Origin of the sequence: Kitasatospora cathayae (genome assembly GCF_027627435.1) — a bacterium.
Taxonomy (GTDB): Bacteria; Actinomycetota; Actinomycetes; order Streptomycetales; family Streptomycetaceae; genus Kitasatospora; species Kitasatospora cathayae.
The window spans coordinates 3927758-3944928 of record NZ_CP115450.1; the positions used below are offsets into that span (position 1 = coordinate 3927758).

Sequence of the window (17171 nt, forward strand, 5' to 3'; positions counted from 1 at the left end):
ACCCCGCCCCTGCGCCGGTCACACCGGCTGCGGCTCCAGGTCGCGGTTGATCCGCTTCCAGCCGCGCGCGGACACCGTGTTGGGGTGCTCCTCGCCGAACTGCCGGATCAGCTCGGAGATCGCCCGGGCGCGCAGTTCGGCGGCCTGGGTGTGCCGGCCGGCCGCGCGCAGGGTGACCGCCAGGTTGGCCTCGCAGGCCACCGCGTCCGGGTGCTGCGGGGAGTAGCGCGCGCACAGGCCCGCGTACGCGGCCCGGCCGAGCTCCTCGGCGAGTCCGGTCTGGCCGTCGTCGCCGTAGGCGTTGGCCAGGTTGATCATCGCGTTGAGGGTGTACGGATGGTCCGGCCCGACGGATCGGGTCAGGCCCTCGACGGTGGCCCGGCCGGTGTCGATGGCGCCCTGGACGTCGCCGCTGCCGCGCAGGTAGATGCCGAGGTTGTTGGCGCAGGCCAGGGTGAACGGGTGCTCGTCGCCGAACAGCCGCCGGTGGCCGTCGTAGACGGTGGCGCACAGGTCGCGGGCGGCCTCCTTGTCACCGAAGGCACTGTGGTCGGCGGCCAGGTTGAGCGCACAGGCCAGCGCGTCGGGGGCGTCGGCGCCGTAGCGTTCCAGGTAGCGCTCGTAGGTCTCCTTGGTGATCCGGCGGGCGTCGGCGAGCTGGCCCATCCGGCGCAGTGAGACGGCCAGTGACTTGGCGTTGCGCAGGCTCTCCGGCAGGCCCGGATCCAGCCCGTCGCCGAAGTCCGCGGTGACTTCCTGGAGCAGGTCGGCCGAGCCGCGGTAGTCGCCGAGTTCGCGCAGGTCCCGGGCGAGGGCGGACTTGGTGATGAGGGTGTACGGGTGCTTGGGCCCGAGCACGGCGGTGCGCCGGTCCAGGGTCTCCTGGTCGAGTTCGCGGGCGGCCTCGCTCTCGCCGACGAGGCGGTAGTCGATCGCCAGGTTGTTCGCCATGGAGAGGGTGCGCGGGTTGTCGTCCCCGAACAACTCGCGGAACTGGTCGAGGATTTCACGGTCGAGGTCGAGCGCGGCCTGGAAGCGGCCGAGCGCCCGGCGGTCGGCGCCGAGCGAGCCGGCCGTCATCAGGGTGTACGGGTGGTGCTCGCCCAGCAGCGCCCGCTGGCGCTCCAGGGTGGCTTCGTCCAGCGCCAGCGCCTCGGCGTAACTTCCCTGGGAGCGCAGCACGTTGGCGAGCTGGAAGCGCAGCAGCAGGGTCTGCCGGTCGTCCTCGCCGAGCTTGCTGGTCCACTCGGTGTCCAGGGCGTGGCCGAGGTCGCGGGCGCGGTCGAGTTCGCCGCGCTTCCACAGGTAGCGGACCCGGTCGATGAGCAGCTGGCGGGTGTCGGCCTCGTCGCAGTTGTGCGCCTTGGAGGGCGACAGGTGGGGCCAGATCTCGTCGAAGGCGGGCCAGTTGGCCGGGTCGTCGGTGTCGCCGAGGACGGGCCGGGCGCCGGTGAGGATGCGGTGCACCTCGTGGACTGCGACCTCCTGCTCCTCGTCGTTCATCCCGGCCCGGATGACCGCCTGGACGAGCCGGTGCACCTGGAAGCTGTTGCTGCCGGCGTCGACCTTGGCCAGCGCGTACCGGCCGATCGCCTGGATGACCTTGCCGAGCATGAACTTGTCGCTGAGGTCGGCGTCGTACTTCACCAGCGCCCGGATCATCTGGTCGCTGTAGAAGAGGTTCATCGAGATCGGCTCGGGCGCGAAGAAGGCGCACAGCTGCAGCAGCCGCACGGCGGCCGGGGACTGCTGGCGCAGCCGTCCGATCGACACGTTCCAGGTCGCGGCGACCGGGGTCGGGTAGTCGGTGGGGTGGTCGACGGCGAGGGCGCGGGCGGCCTCGGCGTGCAGCTGGGTGACGTAGGTGTCCACCGGGGTGCCGGTGGTGTCGAGCCAGGCGGCGGCCACCTCGACGGCCAGCGGCAGGTCGCCGACGGCCTCGGCGACCCGGTCGGCGTCCGCCCTGGAGAGGCTGCGGGCGCGCCGGCACAGGTGCTCGACGCTCTCGCCGCGGGTGAAGACGTCCACCTCCAGCGCCTCGGCGTGCCCGGTCCAGGCCTGGTTGCGGGAGGTGACCAGGATGTGGCCGGAGCCGCCGGGGAAGAAGCGGCGGATCTCGCCGGGCTCGTCGGCGTTGTCGAAGATCAGCAGCCAGCGCGAGGTGGGCACGCCGCGGCGCAGCGCCTCCCGGGCGGCCTCGGCGGCCTCGGTGACCGAGTCGCCGACCCGCAGGCCGAGCCGGCGGGCGAGTTCGGCGAGCGCGGGGGCCACCAGTTCGGTCTGCTCGGCGTCGATCCACCAGACCAGGTCGTAGTCGGACATGAACCGGTGGGCGTACTCCAGGGCGACCTGGGTCTTGCCGACGCCGCCGAGCCCGTACAGGGTCTGCGGGGTGGGCAGCACGGCCGCCATCCCGCCGCGCAGCTGGTTGCGCAGCTGCTCGAGGACGGCGGCGCGGCCGGTGAAGGAGGGGTTGCGCGGCGGCACGTCCCAGACCGAGGGCTTGCTGCCGGGGAAGCGCGGGCCGCCGCTCGGGGCGTCGTCGAGCGGGGCGTCGCCGCGGCCCAGGGCGCGCAGCAGGCTCTGCACGGACTGCGCCTCGTCGCGGCCGACCAGGTCGACCGGGTTGCGGTTGCTGAACGGCGCGGTGAGCCGGACGTCGCCGACGCGCACCGGCAGCAGCTGGCGCCGGGTGCCGGAGGGGTCGGAGTTGACCACCGACTCCCACAGCGCACGGGCCTGCGGGGAGCGCTGGTAGGCGGGCGAGAGCACGGCGACGGTGCGGTAGGCGGAGTCGATGCCGCGCTCGGTCTCCTCGCGCGGGTCGGTGCCGGCGCTGAGGTCGCGCGGCAGCACCCGGAAGCCGGCCCGGGTCAGCACCGACTCGATCCAGTCCGCCCACATCCGGTCCTCGGGCACGTAGGACAGGTAGAGGTCCGCGGGGACGGAGGGGCGGCGGCGGGTGAAGGCGTCCACGTAGCGCAGCCGCACCTCCTCGTCCACCGGCGGCAGTCCGGTGACCCGGCCCTCGGTGATCATCGAGGTGAGCCGTTCGCAGGCGGCCAGCATCGAGGTGGGGGTGCCGGTCTGGTCGCCGAAGGTCGCGAGGATCTCCTCGTAGGCGTAGAACGGCCGGTACGGGATCTCCACCGAGCCCCAGTAGCCGGCGAGTTCCTCGCCGCTCAGGCCCGCGGGCAGGCCGTCGAAGCGGACCCGGGCGAGGGCGCGGCCGGCGTCGGCCTTCTCCTTCTCGCCCTCGTCGATGCGCATCGGGACGGGCAGGATGCGGATGCCGCGGTCGCGGTAGCGGTCGTGGATGTGCTGGGCGATCCGGGAGGCGCCGTCGATGGACTGGTCGCTGAGGGTGAAGCAGACCACCAGGTCGTCGGGCATCTGGACGGTGCAGATCTCGGCGATGTCGGACAGGCCGGTGCGGGAGTCGATCAGCACGTAGTCGTACCGCTTGGCCATGTCGGCCTTGAGCGCGTCGAAGAACTGCCCGCCGTCGAAGCGGTCGTAGAAGATGTCCCAGTCGAGGTGGGTGACGGCCTCGGAGTAGTCGCGGTTGAACTGGCCCGCGGAGAGGAAGTCCAGGCTGCCGCCGGCCGGGAAGTGCGGCCAGGACAGCGACAGCGCGTGCGGGTGGACCCGGGCGAAGTCCAGGTGCCAGCCCTCGGCGTGCTCGACCGGGCGCAGCGCCTCCTCGCGGTACTCGGCGATGAGGTCCATCATCCCGGTGGTGCCGGCGAGGGAGGCCGGGTCGAGGAAGGGGTGGAAGAACTTGGCGAGGCCGGGCGCCTCCAGGTCCCAGTCGACGGTGAGCACCCGGAAGCCGTTGGCGGCGAGGATCCAGGCGGTGTTGGCCAGGGCCATGGTGCGGCCGGTGCCGCCCTTGTAGGAGTAGAAGGTGATGATCCGGCCCTGGCGGTCCTGCTCCGCGGCCCGCCGGGCGGCCTCGCGCGCGGCGGCCAGCTCGGCGGCGCCGACGCGGAGGTTCCTGGTGGTGTTGTCACTCATCGATTCGGTCCTCCCAAGGGCGCCATCCCAATATCGGGGTCATCGCCGTCGTCACGGTTCGTCGCGGGTGTCGCGGTGGTCGTCGTTACGGGCGTCGCGGTGGTCGTCGTCGCGGTTGTCGCGGTTGTCGTCCGCGTCGTCGTCGGGATCGTCGTCGCGGTCGAAGGGGTCCGGTCCGTAGGATTCCGGCCGGTGTCCGCCGAAGCCGTCCGGCCCGTACGCCGCCGGTCCGCGCCGGAAGGCCTCCCGCAGGCTCGGCCGGGGCGCCGGCGGCTCCTCCGGTTCGGCCCTGGTGCGGCCCTCGAAGGCGTACTTGGCCTTCATCGCCGCCCGGGGCAACGCGTCGTCGAAGTCCTCCAGGGTGTTCAGCCCGGTCGGGCCGGTCACCCCGAGGAAGCTCGGGCGGCCGGCCCGCCGGGTGATCCGCAGCGTCTGGTCGCTGAGCTCGACCAGTTCACGGCCGCCGCCGTCGCACTCGGGGTCGTCGCTGTTCCACGGCTCCAGCACGCTCACCCAGGTGGCGTCGCAGCGGTCGAAGCGGCGGACCAGCTCGCGCCGGTGCGGGTCGCGCAGCGCCCACCGGTCCAGCAGCAGCAGTCCGGGGGCCTCGGCGTTGCCCTCGATGATCGACTCCACCTCGTCGTCGAACTCGTGCACGGTCGGCTGGAACCCCAACTGCCGGGCCAGGCGGACCGCGTGCTGGGCGATCGGCGACCCGGCCGGGCGGTAGGGGTGCCAGTCGGTGCGCCGGGAGCCGTAGAAGTCGGGGTTGCGGTCGGGCGGCAACTCGCCCTGGTGGTAGGTGAGTACGGAGATCCGCAGCTGCTTGGTCGGAGCGGTCACGTTGAAGGCGCTGGGCAGCGAGTTGAAGTCCAGCCGGCGCCCGACCGGGATCACCGTCTCCTCCGCGACCTGCACGATCCGCGCGGCCAGCCGGTGCACGGCCAGCTCGTACGCGGCCCGGAAGTAGCTGAGCTTCATCAGCGCGTACAGGCCCTCGGTGGCGTAGTCCGGCCCGAACCCCGCGTGGTTGAACTGGAGTTCACTGGCCACCTTGGGCAGCCGGTAGCGGCTCATCGGCGCCCACAGCACCGGGACGATGCCGCTGGTGCGCTCGGCGTCGATGGTCGCCGGATACACCGGGCGGCGGGTGAAGGCGTGCCACTCCTGGCCGCACGGAACGCTGTTGAAGTACCGGGGCGAGTACAGCGGCACGAACACCCGGCAGCTCGCCAGTTCCTCGGACAGCCGATCGGCCCACAACTCGCCCTGGTGCATGGACTCGTCCATGAACCCGACCGGCACCCCGGCCGGGACGGTGGTGAGCTGCAGCACCGCCTCGCAGAGGTCCCGGTACAGCTGCCGTACCCAGTGGTTCGGGTCGCCGGCACCGCGCGCACCGGACTTGGGGGTGTGCGCGTAGGAGAGGAAGAAGTACGGCCGGGCCTCGTCCTCGTCCCAGCCCCGGTCAGTCACACGTGCCTCCCCCGGGCCCGTCGGCAACCTGGTTCCCGCAGCCCCCGTGCGGCGGGGTCTCAGTGTAGGAACGACTGACACCCCAATGGAATAGCACAACGTCTCGCACGAATTGACATGACCGAAACGATGCCGCTGCGCCCTTTCGTCGAGCAGTACCCTCGTTGCGGCCGTTGTGAACGATCAGGAGGGGTACGCATGGAGCCCATGGAGCGCATGGAGCAGCTCGACTGGCAGAGGTCGAGCTTCAGCGAGGACGAGGCCAACTACCTGGAGATCGCCTCCGAGGGCGAGTTCGTCTACATCCGCGAGTCCGACAACCCCGAGCTGGTCGTCACCACCACGCGCGTCAAGCTCAACGCCTGGATCCTGGGCGCCAAGGACGGCGAGTTCGACCACTTCGTCGGCCTCTGAGCCCTCAGCTCCGGTAGCGGGCGGCCAGGGTCCGGACGGTCGCGGCGATGCGGTCGCGCAGTTCGGCCGGTTCCAGGACCTCGACGTCGGCGCCGAGCCGCAGGAACTCCCCGTGGGCGTGGTCGACCGACTCGATCGGCACCCGGGCCTGGGTCCAGCCGCCCGTTGTGGGTGTCACTCCGAGGCGGCGGGCGCCCTCCGGGGTCAGCCGCACCAGCGCCTCGCCGGTGTGCAGCCGGGCCCGGAAGTCCTCCAGGTACGTCCGCCAGTGGGCAGCCAGGTCGAAGCCGTCCGGTACGGCGAACTCGCCCGCCGAATCGCCGACTTCGACGATCTGGTCGACCCGGTAGGTGCGCGTCCCGGACGGCCCGCCGGCGACCAGGTACCAGCGGCCCGCCTTGAGCACCAGCCCGTACGGCTCCACCCGCCGCTCGATCTCCTCCGGCGCCCGCCAGCGCCGGTAGCGCAGCACCACCGCCCGTCGGGTCCACACGGCGGTGGCGACCGCGGCCAGGTGCGGGGTCTCGTCGGCGTCGCCGTACCAGCCGGGGGCGTCGAGCAGGAAGCGCTCCTGGATCCGTCCGGCGTGCTCGCGCAGCTCGGCCGGGAGGGCGGCGCGGAGTTTGAGCTGGGCGGTGGCGAGCGCCTCGCCGAGGCCGAGTTCGGCGGCGGTGCCCGGGAGCGCGGCGAGGAAGGCGGCCTGCGCCTCGTCGGCCGTCAGCCCGGTGAGGCGGGTCCGGTAGCCGTCGACCAGCCGGTAGCCGCCCGCGTGCCCGACCTCGCCGTACAGCGGGATCCCGGCGGCGGCGAGCGCCTCGACGTCCCGGTAGACCGTCCGGACCGAGACCTCCAGCTCCCCGGCCAGCTGCTGGGCGGTCATCCGGCCGCGGTTCTGGAGGAGCAGGAGCAGGTTCACCAGCCGACTCGCGCGCATGCCGTCGAGTATCACGTTCTCCACTGACAGAGGATGTCAGTGGAGCGCCCCTAACCTGCGGCGCATGAACGACTTCGACTTCTTTCACGGCTCCTGGAACGTCGCCAACCGCCGCCTCACCGCACCGCTCACCGGCGGCGGCACCTGGGAGGAGTTCCCCGGCCACACGGTGTGTCGGCCGCTCTTCGAGGGCGCCGGCAACATCGACGAGATCGTCTTCCCCACCTTCGACCGCCGGGGCGCTACCCTGCGGCTGTTCGACCGCGCGACCGAGCAGTGGTCGATCTACTGGTCCGACAGCCGGACCGGTCTGCTGTACCCCCCGGTGATCGGCGGCTTCACCGGCGAGCGCGGCGACTTCCACGGCGACGACACCCTCGACGGCCGCCCGATCCGGGTGCACTTCACCTGGCACCGGCTCGGCCCGGACACCGCCCGCTGGGAGCAGGAGTTCTCCGCCGACGAGGGCCGCACCTGGGAACTCAACTGGACCATGGACTTCACCCGCACCGGTCCGCCCCTGGGCGCGCTCGGCGGATGAGCCTCATCGTCGAACTGCGCCGGTACACCGTTCCAGTCAAGTGATCAGGAGTGAGTCTTGGACCCAGGTCTGATCACTGCGTGCATCCCGAACGGTGGTGGATGCCCGACTGGTCGCCCGCGTTCTCGTGGTCTCCGGCCGGCTGCGCGCATCGTGTGCGCGGTCCGTGACGGGGCGGCGGGTTCCCTCACGCCCCTGGACGCCCGGTCCGGCCTGGGCGGTCCGATGCCCACGACAATCGCTCCGGTCGTCGTGGGGCGGTGCCGTCCGTCGCCGGATCGGGTGGCCGAGGGCGCGTCGCCCGATCGCGATGCTCGCGGCATCGTGCCGGGTGGTCTTGCGGGTGGGCGTCGCGAGCGGCTTCTGCCAGTGCTGCGCACCCCATTGAGAGGTGTAGGCGGGGTCCACGGCGACGATGACCAGGTCCAGCTCGGCGGCCATGGAGATGAGCCGGGCGCGGAGCCTGCCGGTGGGGATGCCGGAGAGGAGCTGGCGGAACCGCTTGCGGCGGCCGTGCTTCTCGGCGGTGAAATCCAGGTTCTCCAGGCCGATCGCGGTCGCCTCCGACGGCGACTGCATCCACCTCCGCGAGTCCGACGACCCCACCACCGTCGTCAGCACCACCCGCGCCAAGCTCCACGCCTGGATCAACGGCGCCAAGGCCGGCGAGTTCGACCACTTCATCGCCTGACCACTCCCCGCGCCCCGGCCCGTGGCCGGGGCGCGGATATCCGGTGGCATGCCCCTCACCCGGCAGCCAGGATCACCGCATGCATGTCTTCCTCGAGACCACGCGGCTCTCACTGCGCCCGTTCACCGAAGCCGACGCCGACCACCTCTTCGTGCTCGACAACGACCCCGAGGTCGTGCGCTTCATCAACGGTGGCAAGCCGACCAGCCGGGAGACCATCGAAACCCGGATCCTGCCGCGACTCCTCCACGACTACCCGTGTTTCGGCACCCGTGGCTTCTGGGCCGCCGAGGAGAAGGCCACCGGGGCCTTCCTGGGCTGGTTCGCGTTCCGCCCCCTCGACGAGCACAGCCCCGCCGTCGTCGAGCTCGGCTACCGGCTGAACCAAGCCTCCTGGGGCAGGGGTTACGCCACCGAGGGCTCACGGGCCCTGATCGACAAGGGCTTCACCGACCTCGGGGTGGAGCGGGTCACCGCGAACACCATGGCCGTCAACACCCGCTCCCGGCGCGTGATGGAGAAGTCGGGCCTGTCGTTCCTCCGGAACTACACCGAGGACTGGCCGGATCCGATCCCCGGGTCCGAACACGGCGAGGTCGAGTACGAGCTCACCCGGAGCGAGTGGCAGCAGCGCTGATAGCCGTCCATCACCCGTCCAGCTGAACCGGTGCATCCCCCAGCCCGGTCGGCCGTTGCTCACATCATGGAGACCAGAACCTGGGCCGGGCTGCTCGCCGGCACCGCCGTACTACTGACGGGTGCGGCGCTCGCCCCCGTCGCCGGCGCGGCGGGCACCCCGATCGCGCCGCACGATCCGTACGCCCGGACCGAGTTGTTCTTCGGCACCGAGCGGCCCGACGGCGGTCCCGCCGTCACGGACCAGGAGTTCCAGGCCTTCGTCGACTCGGTGATCACTCCGCGCTTCCCCGACGGCCTCACCGTCGAGCAGGCCCGCGGCCAGTACCGGGACCGCTTCGGCGTCATCGAGCACGAACGCTCCTACCTGGTCACCCTGCTGTACCCGACCCCCAGGGCGAAGCCGGCGGGCGCCGCCGTCGAGGAGATCCGTCACGCCTACGACCAGCGCTTCCAGCAGGAGTCCGTGGGCCGGGTGGACGAGCCGGTCAAGACGTCGTTCTAACCGCTCCCCCACTGCTCCCGGGCCCGCGAAGGCAGCCAACGCTGCCCTCGCGGGCCTTCCCACACCCGCAGCGCAACCCGGACCCTGGTGTTCCCGGGAGTCGGGCGATCGGAGGGGAAAGCTCGTGGGCGCGCATGACTACGACAGAAGGCCGGTACACCCCAAGTCCCGGTCACAACCGCGCAGATGCCCCGACACGACCCCCGGCACCCACCTCGGCACCCTGACCCCGTCCAGCGCCGCCACCCTCCAACGAACCGTGGGCAACGCCGCAGTGGGCCGCGCACTCCAGCGCGCCAAGGGCAAGAAGACCCTCGAAGCCCAGATGGACAAGGCCGCCGCACAGAAGCCCTCGACGAAGTTCGCGACGGCGACCCCGCTCAGGCCGAAGAACGGCAAGAGCGGGAAGAAGAAGGACTCCGACGTGTTCTCGGCGACCAGCGGCTACGACACTTTCTCTCGAGACCAGCGGGGCACCCTGGAGGCCAAGGAACTCTCCGACCAGGCCCAGGAGACCCCCGTCGGTGAGGGGTGGCGCCCGCCGTGGGCTGACATCGAGCAACTGGAGGGCTGGCCGCCGCACAACTGCGCGGAGGCGCACCTCTACGCGGAGATGGTCAGCAAGGGGGTCAAGCCCAAGTACTACCTGCTGAAGACCGTCGACGTGAACGGCAAGGTCGCACCGCCCTGCAAGAACTGCGCCCAGTGGGTGGGCAAGGCCTTCGGCGCCGTCGTCGGCGGCAACCGCGACTACAAGCCCGGCGGCTGAACCTCACCCACCAGCCCCTACCGGAGACTCGCCAACTCCTCGCGGACCCGCTCCAACTGCCAGACCGTCAACGGGTTGTCGGCCCGCACCAGCGTCCACTGCCAACGGCCATCACGCCACCGCTGGAGGTGGTGACCCGGGTCGGTGGCCCAGCCGGAGAGGTACGGCGGCTCGTCCAGCGGCTGGCGCACCAGCTGGGCTGCCGTCGGTGCACCCGGAGACGACTCGGTGTCGAGGTCCACGACGAGATACCCGGTACCGGGATCGCCGTCGATCGGCGACGGGCGCCCGAGCGGTCCCGGCCAGGAAGCGACCGGCACTGGCAACGGCCGAGCCCGGTAGTGCTCGCGGATCCGCTCCCATCGGAGAAGCTCTGCCCGGTCGGAGCTGCCGTCGTCGTGGGGCTGGACGAACAGGTCGTCCGGCAGGGTCTCGGGGAAGGCGAGATCGGAAAGCTCCTCGACGTAAGCCGTCCCCGGGGCGGAGGCCCGCCGCACCATGCCCGTCCGGCTGTCGATCACCAGGTGCAGGCTCGTGCCCTCGGGCCCGGCCATCTCCGTCTGCACCGCCGCCCGGCCACCATGGTGCGACGGGCGGCCGGGCGGAAGTTCCGGCAGCACGGGAACGACGAGCCGGGCCGGCTCAGGATCGAATCTCCACGGCCAACCGTCGCCCGGGAAGGAGAGGCCCGGCGCCACCCACGGAGCGTGATTGGCCTCAAGAACGGCGACGCGGCCGCCGAATTCGAGCCGCCACAGAGAGGGTGCCCGAAACGCGAACGTGATAGCAGTCTCGACATCCTCAGCCGGAGGATGTCCAGGGCCGTTGCCAACACGAGGCCGCACCGCCCGATAGCGGCCGGTGAGGGCGCGGCCCCCGAGCAGGGCCCGTCCGCTCCGTCCGACTTCCAGGTCGAACACGTCTTGCCGACGGCGCCGGGGACGTTGACGCCGCACTCGTAGAAGTACGAGGCGGAGAATCCGCTCGGCCCCGACCACGGCGACGAGTTCAGCGTCAAGCGCCAGCGGCGCGAATCACCACCGAAGACGTACTCCTTCAGCCCCAGCCTCACCTGCTGGATCGCATGGCATTCGGAGCCACCGCAGTCCGCCTCGATGGCCCACACGTCCGCCGAGTTGTAGATGTAGTCCGTGGCAGCCGCGCCCTGCCTCAGCTTGTAGCCGCGCGGCGTATCCGTTCGGATCTTGGACGGCGAGGAACCGATCGCCTGCCGGGCCTCCGGCGGTAGCTGCGCCAGCGGGACATCGCCTTCCGGCAGCGGCGCCTCCGCGAAATAGCCGACCCGCTGTGGCCCCTCGTCCGGGACGTGCCGCAGGCGCCGACGCCACCACCAGGCCGGTGACGGCCAGAGCCCCGATCATCCGCAGATACCGCGCCACCGTTTCCTCCGATTCCGAACACGCCCCCGACTCCATAGAGTATCCATTCAGGGACTCTGCGCAGTCGATGGCGCTCCCTCCGCGCAGGAAGTCGGCCACGTCGACTTCCTGCGCGGGGACGCGAGACGGTGCCGCCGGCCTCAGCAGAACGCCGCATTGATCAGCCCGTTCAGCGCCTTCGGGAACTCCTGCGCCGGGTCCGCGTCCGAGTCTCCGGTGGTCAGTCCGGCGGTGAGGGTCCGGCGGCCGTCCGGGGTGCCGATCATCAGTGCGCCGAAGCCGCCGGGGGCGCCGCCGTTGTGGTGGACGATGGTGATGTCGCCGTTCTCCGGGCCCAACTCCTGGACGAACAGGCCGAGTCCGTAGCCGAGCGGGCCGTGGGGTGTCCGCATCTCCTCCAACAGGGCGGCCGGGAGGAGCCTGCCGCCGAGCAGGGCGGCGAAGAAGACCTGCAGGTCACGGGTGGTGGAGATCATGTCCCCGGCACCGGTCAGCAGGGAGAGGTTCTGCCGGGAGACATCCACGACCTTCCACTCCTCGCCGTCCTGGTAGCGGTAGTAGCCGTGGGCGTGCGGGCCGGGGATCTGCGGCGAGTCGCCCGGCACCAGGGTGTCCCGCAGCCCGAGCGGCCGCAGGATTCGCCGCTGCATCTCCTCGGCGTACGAGCGCCCGCCGAGCGCCTCGACCAGCAGCACGGCCAGCGTGTAGTTGGTGTTGGAGTAGCTCTGGTCGGTGCCCGGCTCGAACCGCGCCGGCTTCGCCAGTGCGAACCGCACCAGCTCGTCCGGCTGGTAGCGGTGGAAGCGGTTCTCGACCCACGCCTTGCCGACGGACGGCAGCCCGGGTACGAACGTCCCTTCCGCGTCGAGCTCGCCGGTGCAGTTGTAGATGCCGCTGGTGTGCTGGAGCAGCATCCGCACGGTGATCCGCTCGTCCAGTCCGAACCGGGGCAGGTGCTCGGCCACTTGCGAGTCCAGCTCGATCATGCCGTCGGCGACCAGGTGCAGCACCAGGGCCGCGACGAAGGTCTTGGTGGTGCTGCCGACCCAGAACTGCCCGTCCGTGGACGGCTTGGCGCGCTCGCCGAGCTTGTGCACCCCGGCGCTGCCGACCCACCCACCCTGCTCGTCGTGCACCCGCATCTGGATGCCGGCGAAGCCGGCGTCGACGACGTCCTGGATGGCCTTCCGCAGATCGGGGCGGTCCTGCGCGGCGTTCTGCTCGATGGCGTTCATGGTCGCTCCTTCTTCGCTGGGGCGGTGCGGTTCAGAGGCTGCGGGCGGTGATGTCGCCGTAAGCGGTGGTGGCGTGGATGGTCAGGCCGGGGGTGCCGTCGGCGTTCTTCAGGGAGTTGCGGATCCGGCCGTGGCCGGTGCCGGCGTCCAGGGCGGCGGAGACCCCGCGGGCGGCGCCGACCTCGATCTGCCCGTACTCGGTGCGCAGGCTGACGGCGCCGCTGACGGCCTCGGCGATCCGGAGGTCGCCCTTCTGGGTGCGGATCTCGGCGGGGCCACCGAGGCGGCCGACCGCGATGTCCCCGTCCTGGAGCGTGAGCTGGGCGCCGGCGGTCTCGTCGAGCTTGACGGTGCCCTGCGCGGCCCGGAGGGTGACGTCGCCGAGGCGGCCGACGCCCCGGAACTCGCCGAGCGCGGCCTTGGCGTCGACCCGGGAGCCGACGGGCAGCTGGACGGTCACCTCGACCGAGCCGGAGTTGCCGAGGACCCGGTTCGCCGCCTCCGGGGCCTGGACCCGCAGCACGCCGTCGGCGAAGGTGACCTCGACCCGCTCGGCCGCCTTCACGTCGCGCCCCTTGGTCGCGTCGGCGGGCCGGACCTCGACCACGGTGTCGGTCCGGTCCGCGGCGATGAACTGGATGCGGCCGGCCGGGATGTCCAGGACGGCGGAGACCGGGGCGGGGCTGGCGAACTTCTGCATCGTGCTCTCCTTCTCTTCCGCGGCGCCGGCCACTCCGGCCCGCCGCTTTCCGACAAAGGAAACGCTACGTTGCGTTCAATGTTCTAGCAACAGCGTCGTTGCGCAGAATCACCATCACTGCAGCTAGACGGCCCATAATCATTGCAACGGCCTTGCCGAGAATGCAACGGCATCCTCCTCGCTCATTGCAATGAACTGAGGATGAACGCTATGGCCGGGCCCTGGCGTTCAACAGCACCGAGACGCTGTCGCCCTGAGCGTTGCCGACCGCCGGGTCGAGCCCCCACCCGCGGTCGGCCACTTCACCGGCCGCCGCATGCCGGTGCAGCGGGTGTCCTTGCGGCGGAGTACCGCCCGGGTGTCGCCCCCGGCTCAGCTACGGCCGGAGCGCAGGAACCCGTCGGCGAGGTCGACGGCCTCCCGGACCGGCACCAGCCGGCAGTCCGCCGTACCGATCCGGGCGCTGGAAACCCCGGCGGCCGCACCGAGGACCCGGGCGCCGAGCTCGGCGAAGTGCAGGTCGTCCAGGTCGGGCGCCCGGAAGGCGGTCCAGCCGTCCAGCGCGACGCAGCGGTACTCGCGCAGCCGGACGCCCGGCTGGCGCAGGTCGGCGAGGTGGAAGGCGGTGAAGCGGGCCATCTCGACGCCGAGCATCAGCACCCGGGCGTCCAGCTCGTAGAGCCGCCCGAGCGGGGACTCCGGACCCAGGTGCGAGGTGAGCGGGTGCCGGGCGGTGATCTCCCCCGCCAGCGGGCCGAGGGCGGCCCAGGAGGTCTGCGGATGGCCGCTGCGCAGGGCGCCGGGCCGGGTGCGGACGGCCTCCGAGAGCGCCCCCATGGTCGGGGAGGCCGGGGTGGCCGCCGGGTCGAAGCGCGGCATCCGCGCCCGGTAGTCCTCGGCCTCGGCCGGGGAGAGCCCGGCGACGGCCTCCTGGTGGATCCGCGAGGTCGAGGAGTTCTCGGGCGTGGCGGTGTACGCCACCAACGTCCCGTCCGCGCCCAGGACTTCACACAGGGCGTCGACCACGCCGCCCGCCCCGCCCTCGACCGGCCCGAGCGCCCGCAGCGAGGCCTGGACGTGCAGCACCATGCCCGGCCGGACGCCCAGCCGGGCGAACCGCTCGGCGAGCGCGGCAGTGGAGATCACTCCCAAATCCTCCGAATCAGGCCTCGACCGGCCGCAGTTGATCGCGTTCCCGCCGCGCCCGCTCGGCCTCCCGCTCCGCCGCCGCCGGCAGCGGTACCGCGAGCCACGGCTCGACGCTCTCCCGCATGCCCTCCGCGAACCGCACCCCGAGCCCGGTCAGCGCCCCCGACTCGGCCAGCCGCTCGACCGCCTCCGCCGTGTACCGCCGCCAGAGCGCGAACTGCGCCCGCGCCCGGCCGGCGGCCGCCCCGGCCAGACCGTCGTACGCGGCCGTCCGGGTGCCCCAGTACTCGGTCACCGCCAGGTGCGCGTAGGTGCCCTGCAGCAGCCCCTCCAGCGGACGCGGATCGGGCCGCCAGGGGGCGAAGTACAGCCGGTCGTCGGCCCGGTCGTGGAGGTCGAACAGGTCCAGCACCGCCCCCAGCTTCACGTGCTGGAACTCGTGCGCGAGCAGCAGCGCCAGCGTCGGCGCCGTCGCGGGCCGGGCGATGCCGACCGCGCCGTACGCCTGCCGGGCCGCCGAGCTGACGTCCCGGCCGGTCGGGCCGGGCCGCAGCGGGGTCACCGTCGCCAATCCGGCCCGGATGCCCTCCGCGTACCCGGGCAGGTCGCGTCCGAGCAGCTCCCAGGCCTCCCGCAACGCGCCCGTCCAGCCCAGCAGTTCGGCCTCCGACAGCCGCTCGGCCACCGGGTGGTCGTGACTGTCCCGCAGCGGGTCGAGGTCCTCCAGCGCGACCGTCCAGCCCCCGGCCAGCCGGACGCGGCGCAGCGGCTGATCCAGCGTCGTGCGCACCGATCCGTCGGCGGCCCGCACCTCGAAGCCGTCCGCCCGCCCGATGACCAGCGCCTCCCCGTCCGGCACCGCGACCCGGCCCAGCGTCGGCAGGTGCAGCCACCCGCCCCGCACCGGCACCGCGACCGCGTCCCCCCGCCCGGCCCGCACCGCGGCGGCGGCGGCCAGCGCGGCCAGCGGCCCGAGCCCGACCGCCAGGTCCCCGGCCAGCCGCCGCGCGGCCCAGGCCCGGGCGTACGGATGCGTCAGCACCGCGTCCACCGCCGCCGGCGCCGAGCCGTCGAGCTGCGACAGCAGCTCCCACGCGCCCGCCCGGCCCTGCCCGGAGGCGTCCCAGGCTGCGGCCAACATGGCTCGGGTCAGCGCGAGTTGGGAGCGCCCGAGCGCGGCGACGGTGTCGGCACTGCCGTATCCCCGGGCCAGTTCGTCGAGTTGGGCGGGAGCGAGCGCGGCCGACAGCAGCGGCTCCCCGCCCTGAGCCGGAACAGCGGCCGGACGGGAGTCACGTTCGGGGTCCGAACCACCGCTCCCCGCAATACCGTTGATGAGCGTCATGAGGTCACCGCAGTAGACGGAGGGATTGTCGAAGCCAGTGTCCGCCCGGTAGCGGTGGGCGTACAACCCGCCCCCGCAGGAGCGCACCACCGGACAGGCCCGGCAGGCCGCGCTCAGTCCGGCCAGGCCGGACTGTCGGGCGGCGATGCCGGGGTGGCGGGCGAGGTCGTCGAGGCTGTGCGCGAAGACGTTCATCCCGGTGACGGGCGCCCCGTCGTACGCGGTCTTCAGGCTGTCCGCCTGCTCGAAAGTCCCGTCCGTCTCCAGCACCGCCAGGTCCGAGGGCTCCAGCCCCAGCGACTCGGTCAGACTGGACAGCCCCCGCTGGGTGCGGTGCACGGATTCGAAGGTGCGCACGGCGAACGGCCGCCCGTCCGCCTCCCACAGCCGGTGGACGGTCAGCAGCCAGTCGGCGTACGGCGCCTCCCCGCCTCCTGGCAGCCGCTTCGGCGGCTCCTCCCACGTGGCGTGCGGCAGCAGGAAGTCCACGGCCGGGGGTCGGAGTTCGGCCAGCGCCCGGTACACGGCCACCGGGTCGTTCTCGATGTCGATGGTGCACAGCAGCCCGGCGAACAGGTGCCGGTACTCGGGCTCGTTCAGCAGCCCGACCGCCCGCAGCACCTGCGGATGGCTGCTCCGCCCGTCGGCGAAGCGCCGGTGACGGTCGTTGGCGGCCCGGTCGCCGTCCAGCGAGATGCCGACCTTGACGTCCAGCTCCGCGAACAGCGCGCAGAAGGCGCGGCTGAGCAGCACGCCGTTGGTGTGGATGCGCAGATCGAGGGCGCAGCCGGGGGGCAGCGCAGCCCGGAACGCCTCGGCGGCGCGGCGCAACCGGTCCGGGCCGGCGAGCAGGGGCTCTCCCCCGTGCAGGACGACCCGGACGGCGGACAGCCGGTGGGCGACCGCATGCTCGCCGATCCGCTCGGCGGCCTTGGCCAGGATCCCGTCCCCGATGACCTTGGGGCGGGAGCGCCAGCTGCTGTCCGCGTGCTCGTAGACGTAGCAGTGGTCGCAGGCGAGGTCGCACCGGCTGTGCATCTTGACCACGAATTGCGTCAGTGGCACCGGAATTCGCGTCATCATGGGTGTGGCAGGTTCAGCTCGGCCTGGGGTCCGTTCGGTGTTCCGGTCCGGGTCAGATCGAGGAGTTGAAGGCCGCGACCGGCACGAGGCCGGATTCCGCGCCGGGGAGGGCGCGCTGCAGCCGGGAGGCGAGTTCCTCCGCACCCAGGGCGGCGAGCTCGGCGAGGGACGGGCGTTCCGGCGTCTCCTGAGTGTCAGTGAGGTTGCCGGCCGGCCTGGTGCTGGTTACCGGAGTCATGTTCGTTTCCTTAGGCGCGGTTAGGACCTGCCGAGTGC

Annotated in this window: 15 protein-coding genes; 6 read left to right on the forward strand and 9 right to left on the reverse strand. The window is 72.1% G+C overall.

Annotation, left to right across the window (positions count from 1 at the left end; translation table 11 throughout):
- Positions 1-18: 18 nt before the first annotated feature.
- A complete protein-coding gene (gene fxsT, locus O1G21_RS17300; RefSeq protein WP_270144841.1) occupies positions 19-4017 on the reverse strand; it encodes an FxSxx-COOH system tetratricopeptide repeat protein in 3999 nt (1332 codons plus the stop codon).
- Positions 4018-4068: 51 nt separating this feature from the next.
- On the reverse strand, positions 4069-5493 hold the full coding sequence (locus tag O1G21_RS17305; RefSeq protein WP_270144843.1) for a TIR-like protein FxsC: 1425 nt from the start codon (positions 5491-5493) through the stop codon (positions 4069-4071).
- 198 nt (positions 5494-5691) lie between these two features.
- On the opposite strand from O1G21_RS17305, the gene O1G21_RS17310 reads away from it, so the two are divergent.
- Positions 5692-5907, forward strand: coding sequence for a DUF397 domain-containing protein (locus O1G21_RS17310; RefSeq protein WP_270144844.1), 216 nt, complete (start codon positions 5692-5694; stop codon positions 5905-5907).
- 4 nt (positions 5908-5911) lie between these two features.
- Here O1G21_RS17310 and O1G21_RS17315 read toward each other — a convergent pair whose 3' ends face one another.
- Positions 5912-6841 (reverse strand): helix-turn-helix transcriptional regulator, encoded by a 930-nt coding sequence (locus O1G21_RS17315; protein WP_270144847.1) that lies wholly within the window; start codon positions 6839-6841, stop codon positions 5912-5914.
- A 64-nt stretch (positions 6842-6905) separates the two neighbouring features.
- Here O1G21_RS17315 and O1G21_RS17320 point away from each other — a divergent pair, with 64 nt between their 5' ends.
- The 5 genes from O1G21_RS17320 (at position 6906) to O1G21_RS17340 (ending at position 9983) form a co-directional block, all read left to right on the forward strand.
- Positions 6906-7382 carry a hypothetical protein gene (locus O1G21_RS17320; RefSeq protein WP_333493471.1) on the forward strand — a complete coding sequence of 159 codons (477 nt, stop codon included), beginning with the start codon at positions 6906-6908 and terminating at the stop codon, positions 7380-7382.
- 415 nt (positions 7383-7797) lie between these two features.
- Positions 7798-8073: a DUF397 domain-containing protein gene (locus O1G21_RS41415; protein WP_405000661.1), complete on the forward strand. Its 276-nt coding sequence runs from the start codon at positions 7798-7800 to the stop codon at positions 8071-8073.
- Positions 8074-8152: 79 nt separating this feature from the next.
- Positions 8153-8710, forward strand: coding sequence for a GNAT family N-acetyltransferase (locus O1G21_RS17330; protein WP_270144849.1), 558 nt, complete (start codon positions 8153-8155; stop codon positions 8708-8710).
- 66 nt (positions 8711-8776) lie between these two features.
- Positions 8777-9214 carry a DUF3574 domain-containing protein gene (locus tag O1G21_RS17335; RefSeq protein ID WP_270144851.1) on the forward strand — a complete coding sequence of 146 codons (438 nt, stop codon included), beginning with the start codon at positions 8777-8779 and terminating at the stop codon, positions 9212-9214.
- 259 nt (positions 9215-9473) lie between these two features.
- Entirely contained in the window at positions 9474-9983 is a 510-nt protein-coding gene (locus O1G21_RS17340; protein WP_270144852.1) for a hypothetical protein, read from the forward strand.
- Between the two features lie 17 nt (positions 9984-10000).
- Here O1G21_RS17340 and O1G21_RS17345 read toward each other — a convergent pair whose 3' ends face one another.
- The 6 genes from O1G21_RS17345 to O1G21_RS17370 form a co-directional block, all read right to left on the reverse strand.
- Positions 10001-10549: a hypothetical protein gene (locus O1G21_RS17345; protein ID WP_270144854.1), complete on the reverse strand. Its 549-nt coding sequence runs from the start codon at positions 10547-10549 to the stop codon at positions 10001-10003.
- 974 nt (positions 10550-11523) lie between these two features.
- Positions 11524-12618, reverse strand: coding sequence for a serine hydrolase domain-containing protein (locus tag O1G21_RS17350; RefSeq protein WP_270144856.1), 1095 nt, complete (start codon positions 12616-12618; stop codon positions 11524-11526).
- A gap of 31 nt (positions 12619-12649) precedes the next feature.
- On the reverse strand, positions 12650-13318 hold the full coding sequence (locus tag O1G21_RS17355; RefSeq protein ID WP_270144858.1) for a DUF4097 family beta strand repeat-containing protein: 669 nt from the start codon (positions 13316-13318) through the stop codon (positions 12650-12652).
- A 372-nt stretch (positions 13319-13690) separates the two neighbouring features.
- The gene (locus tag O1G21_RS17360) at positions 13691-14464 is read right to left on the reverse strand and encodes an aminoglycoside N(3)-acetyltransferase (RefSeq protein WP_270144860.1); all 774 of its coding nucleotides are present in this window, start codon (positions 14462-14464) and stop codon (positions 13691-13693) included.
- Positions 14465-14480: 16 nt separating this feature from the next.
- Positions 14481-16892: an FxsB family cyclophane-forming radical SAM/SPASM peptide maturase gene (locus tag O1G21_RS17365; protein WP_270151068.1), complete on the reverse strand. Its 2412-nt coding sequence runs from the start codon at positions 16890-16892 to the stop codon at positions 14481-14483.
- Positions 16893-16947: 55 nt separating this feature from the next.
- Complete coding sequence (locus O1G21_RS17370; RefSeq protein WP_270144861.1) at positions 16948-17133, reverse strand: hypothetical protein; 186 nt, start codon at positions 17131-17133, stop codon at positions 16948-16950.
- Positions 17134-17171: the final 38 nt, after the last annotated feature.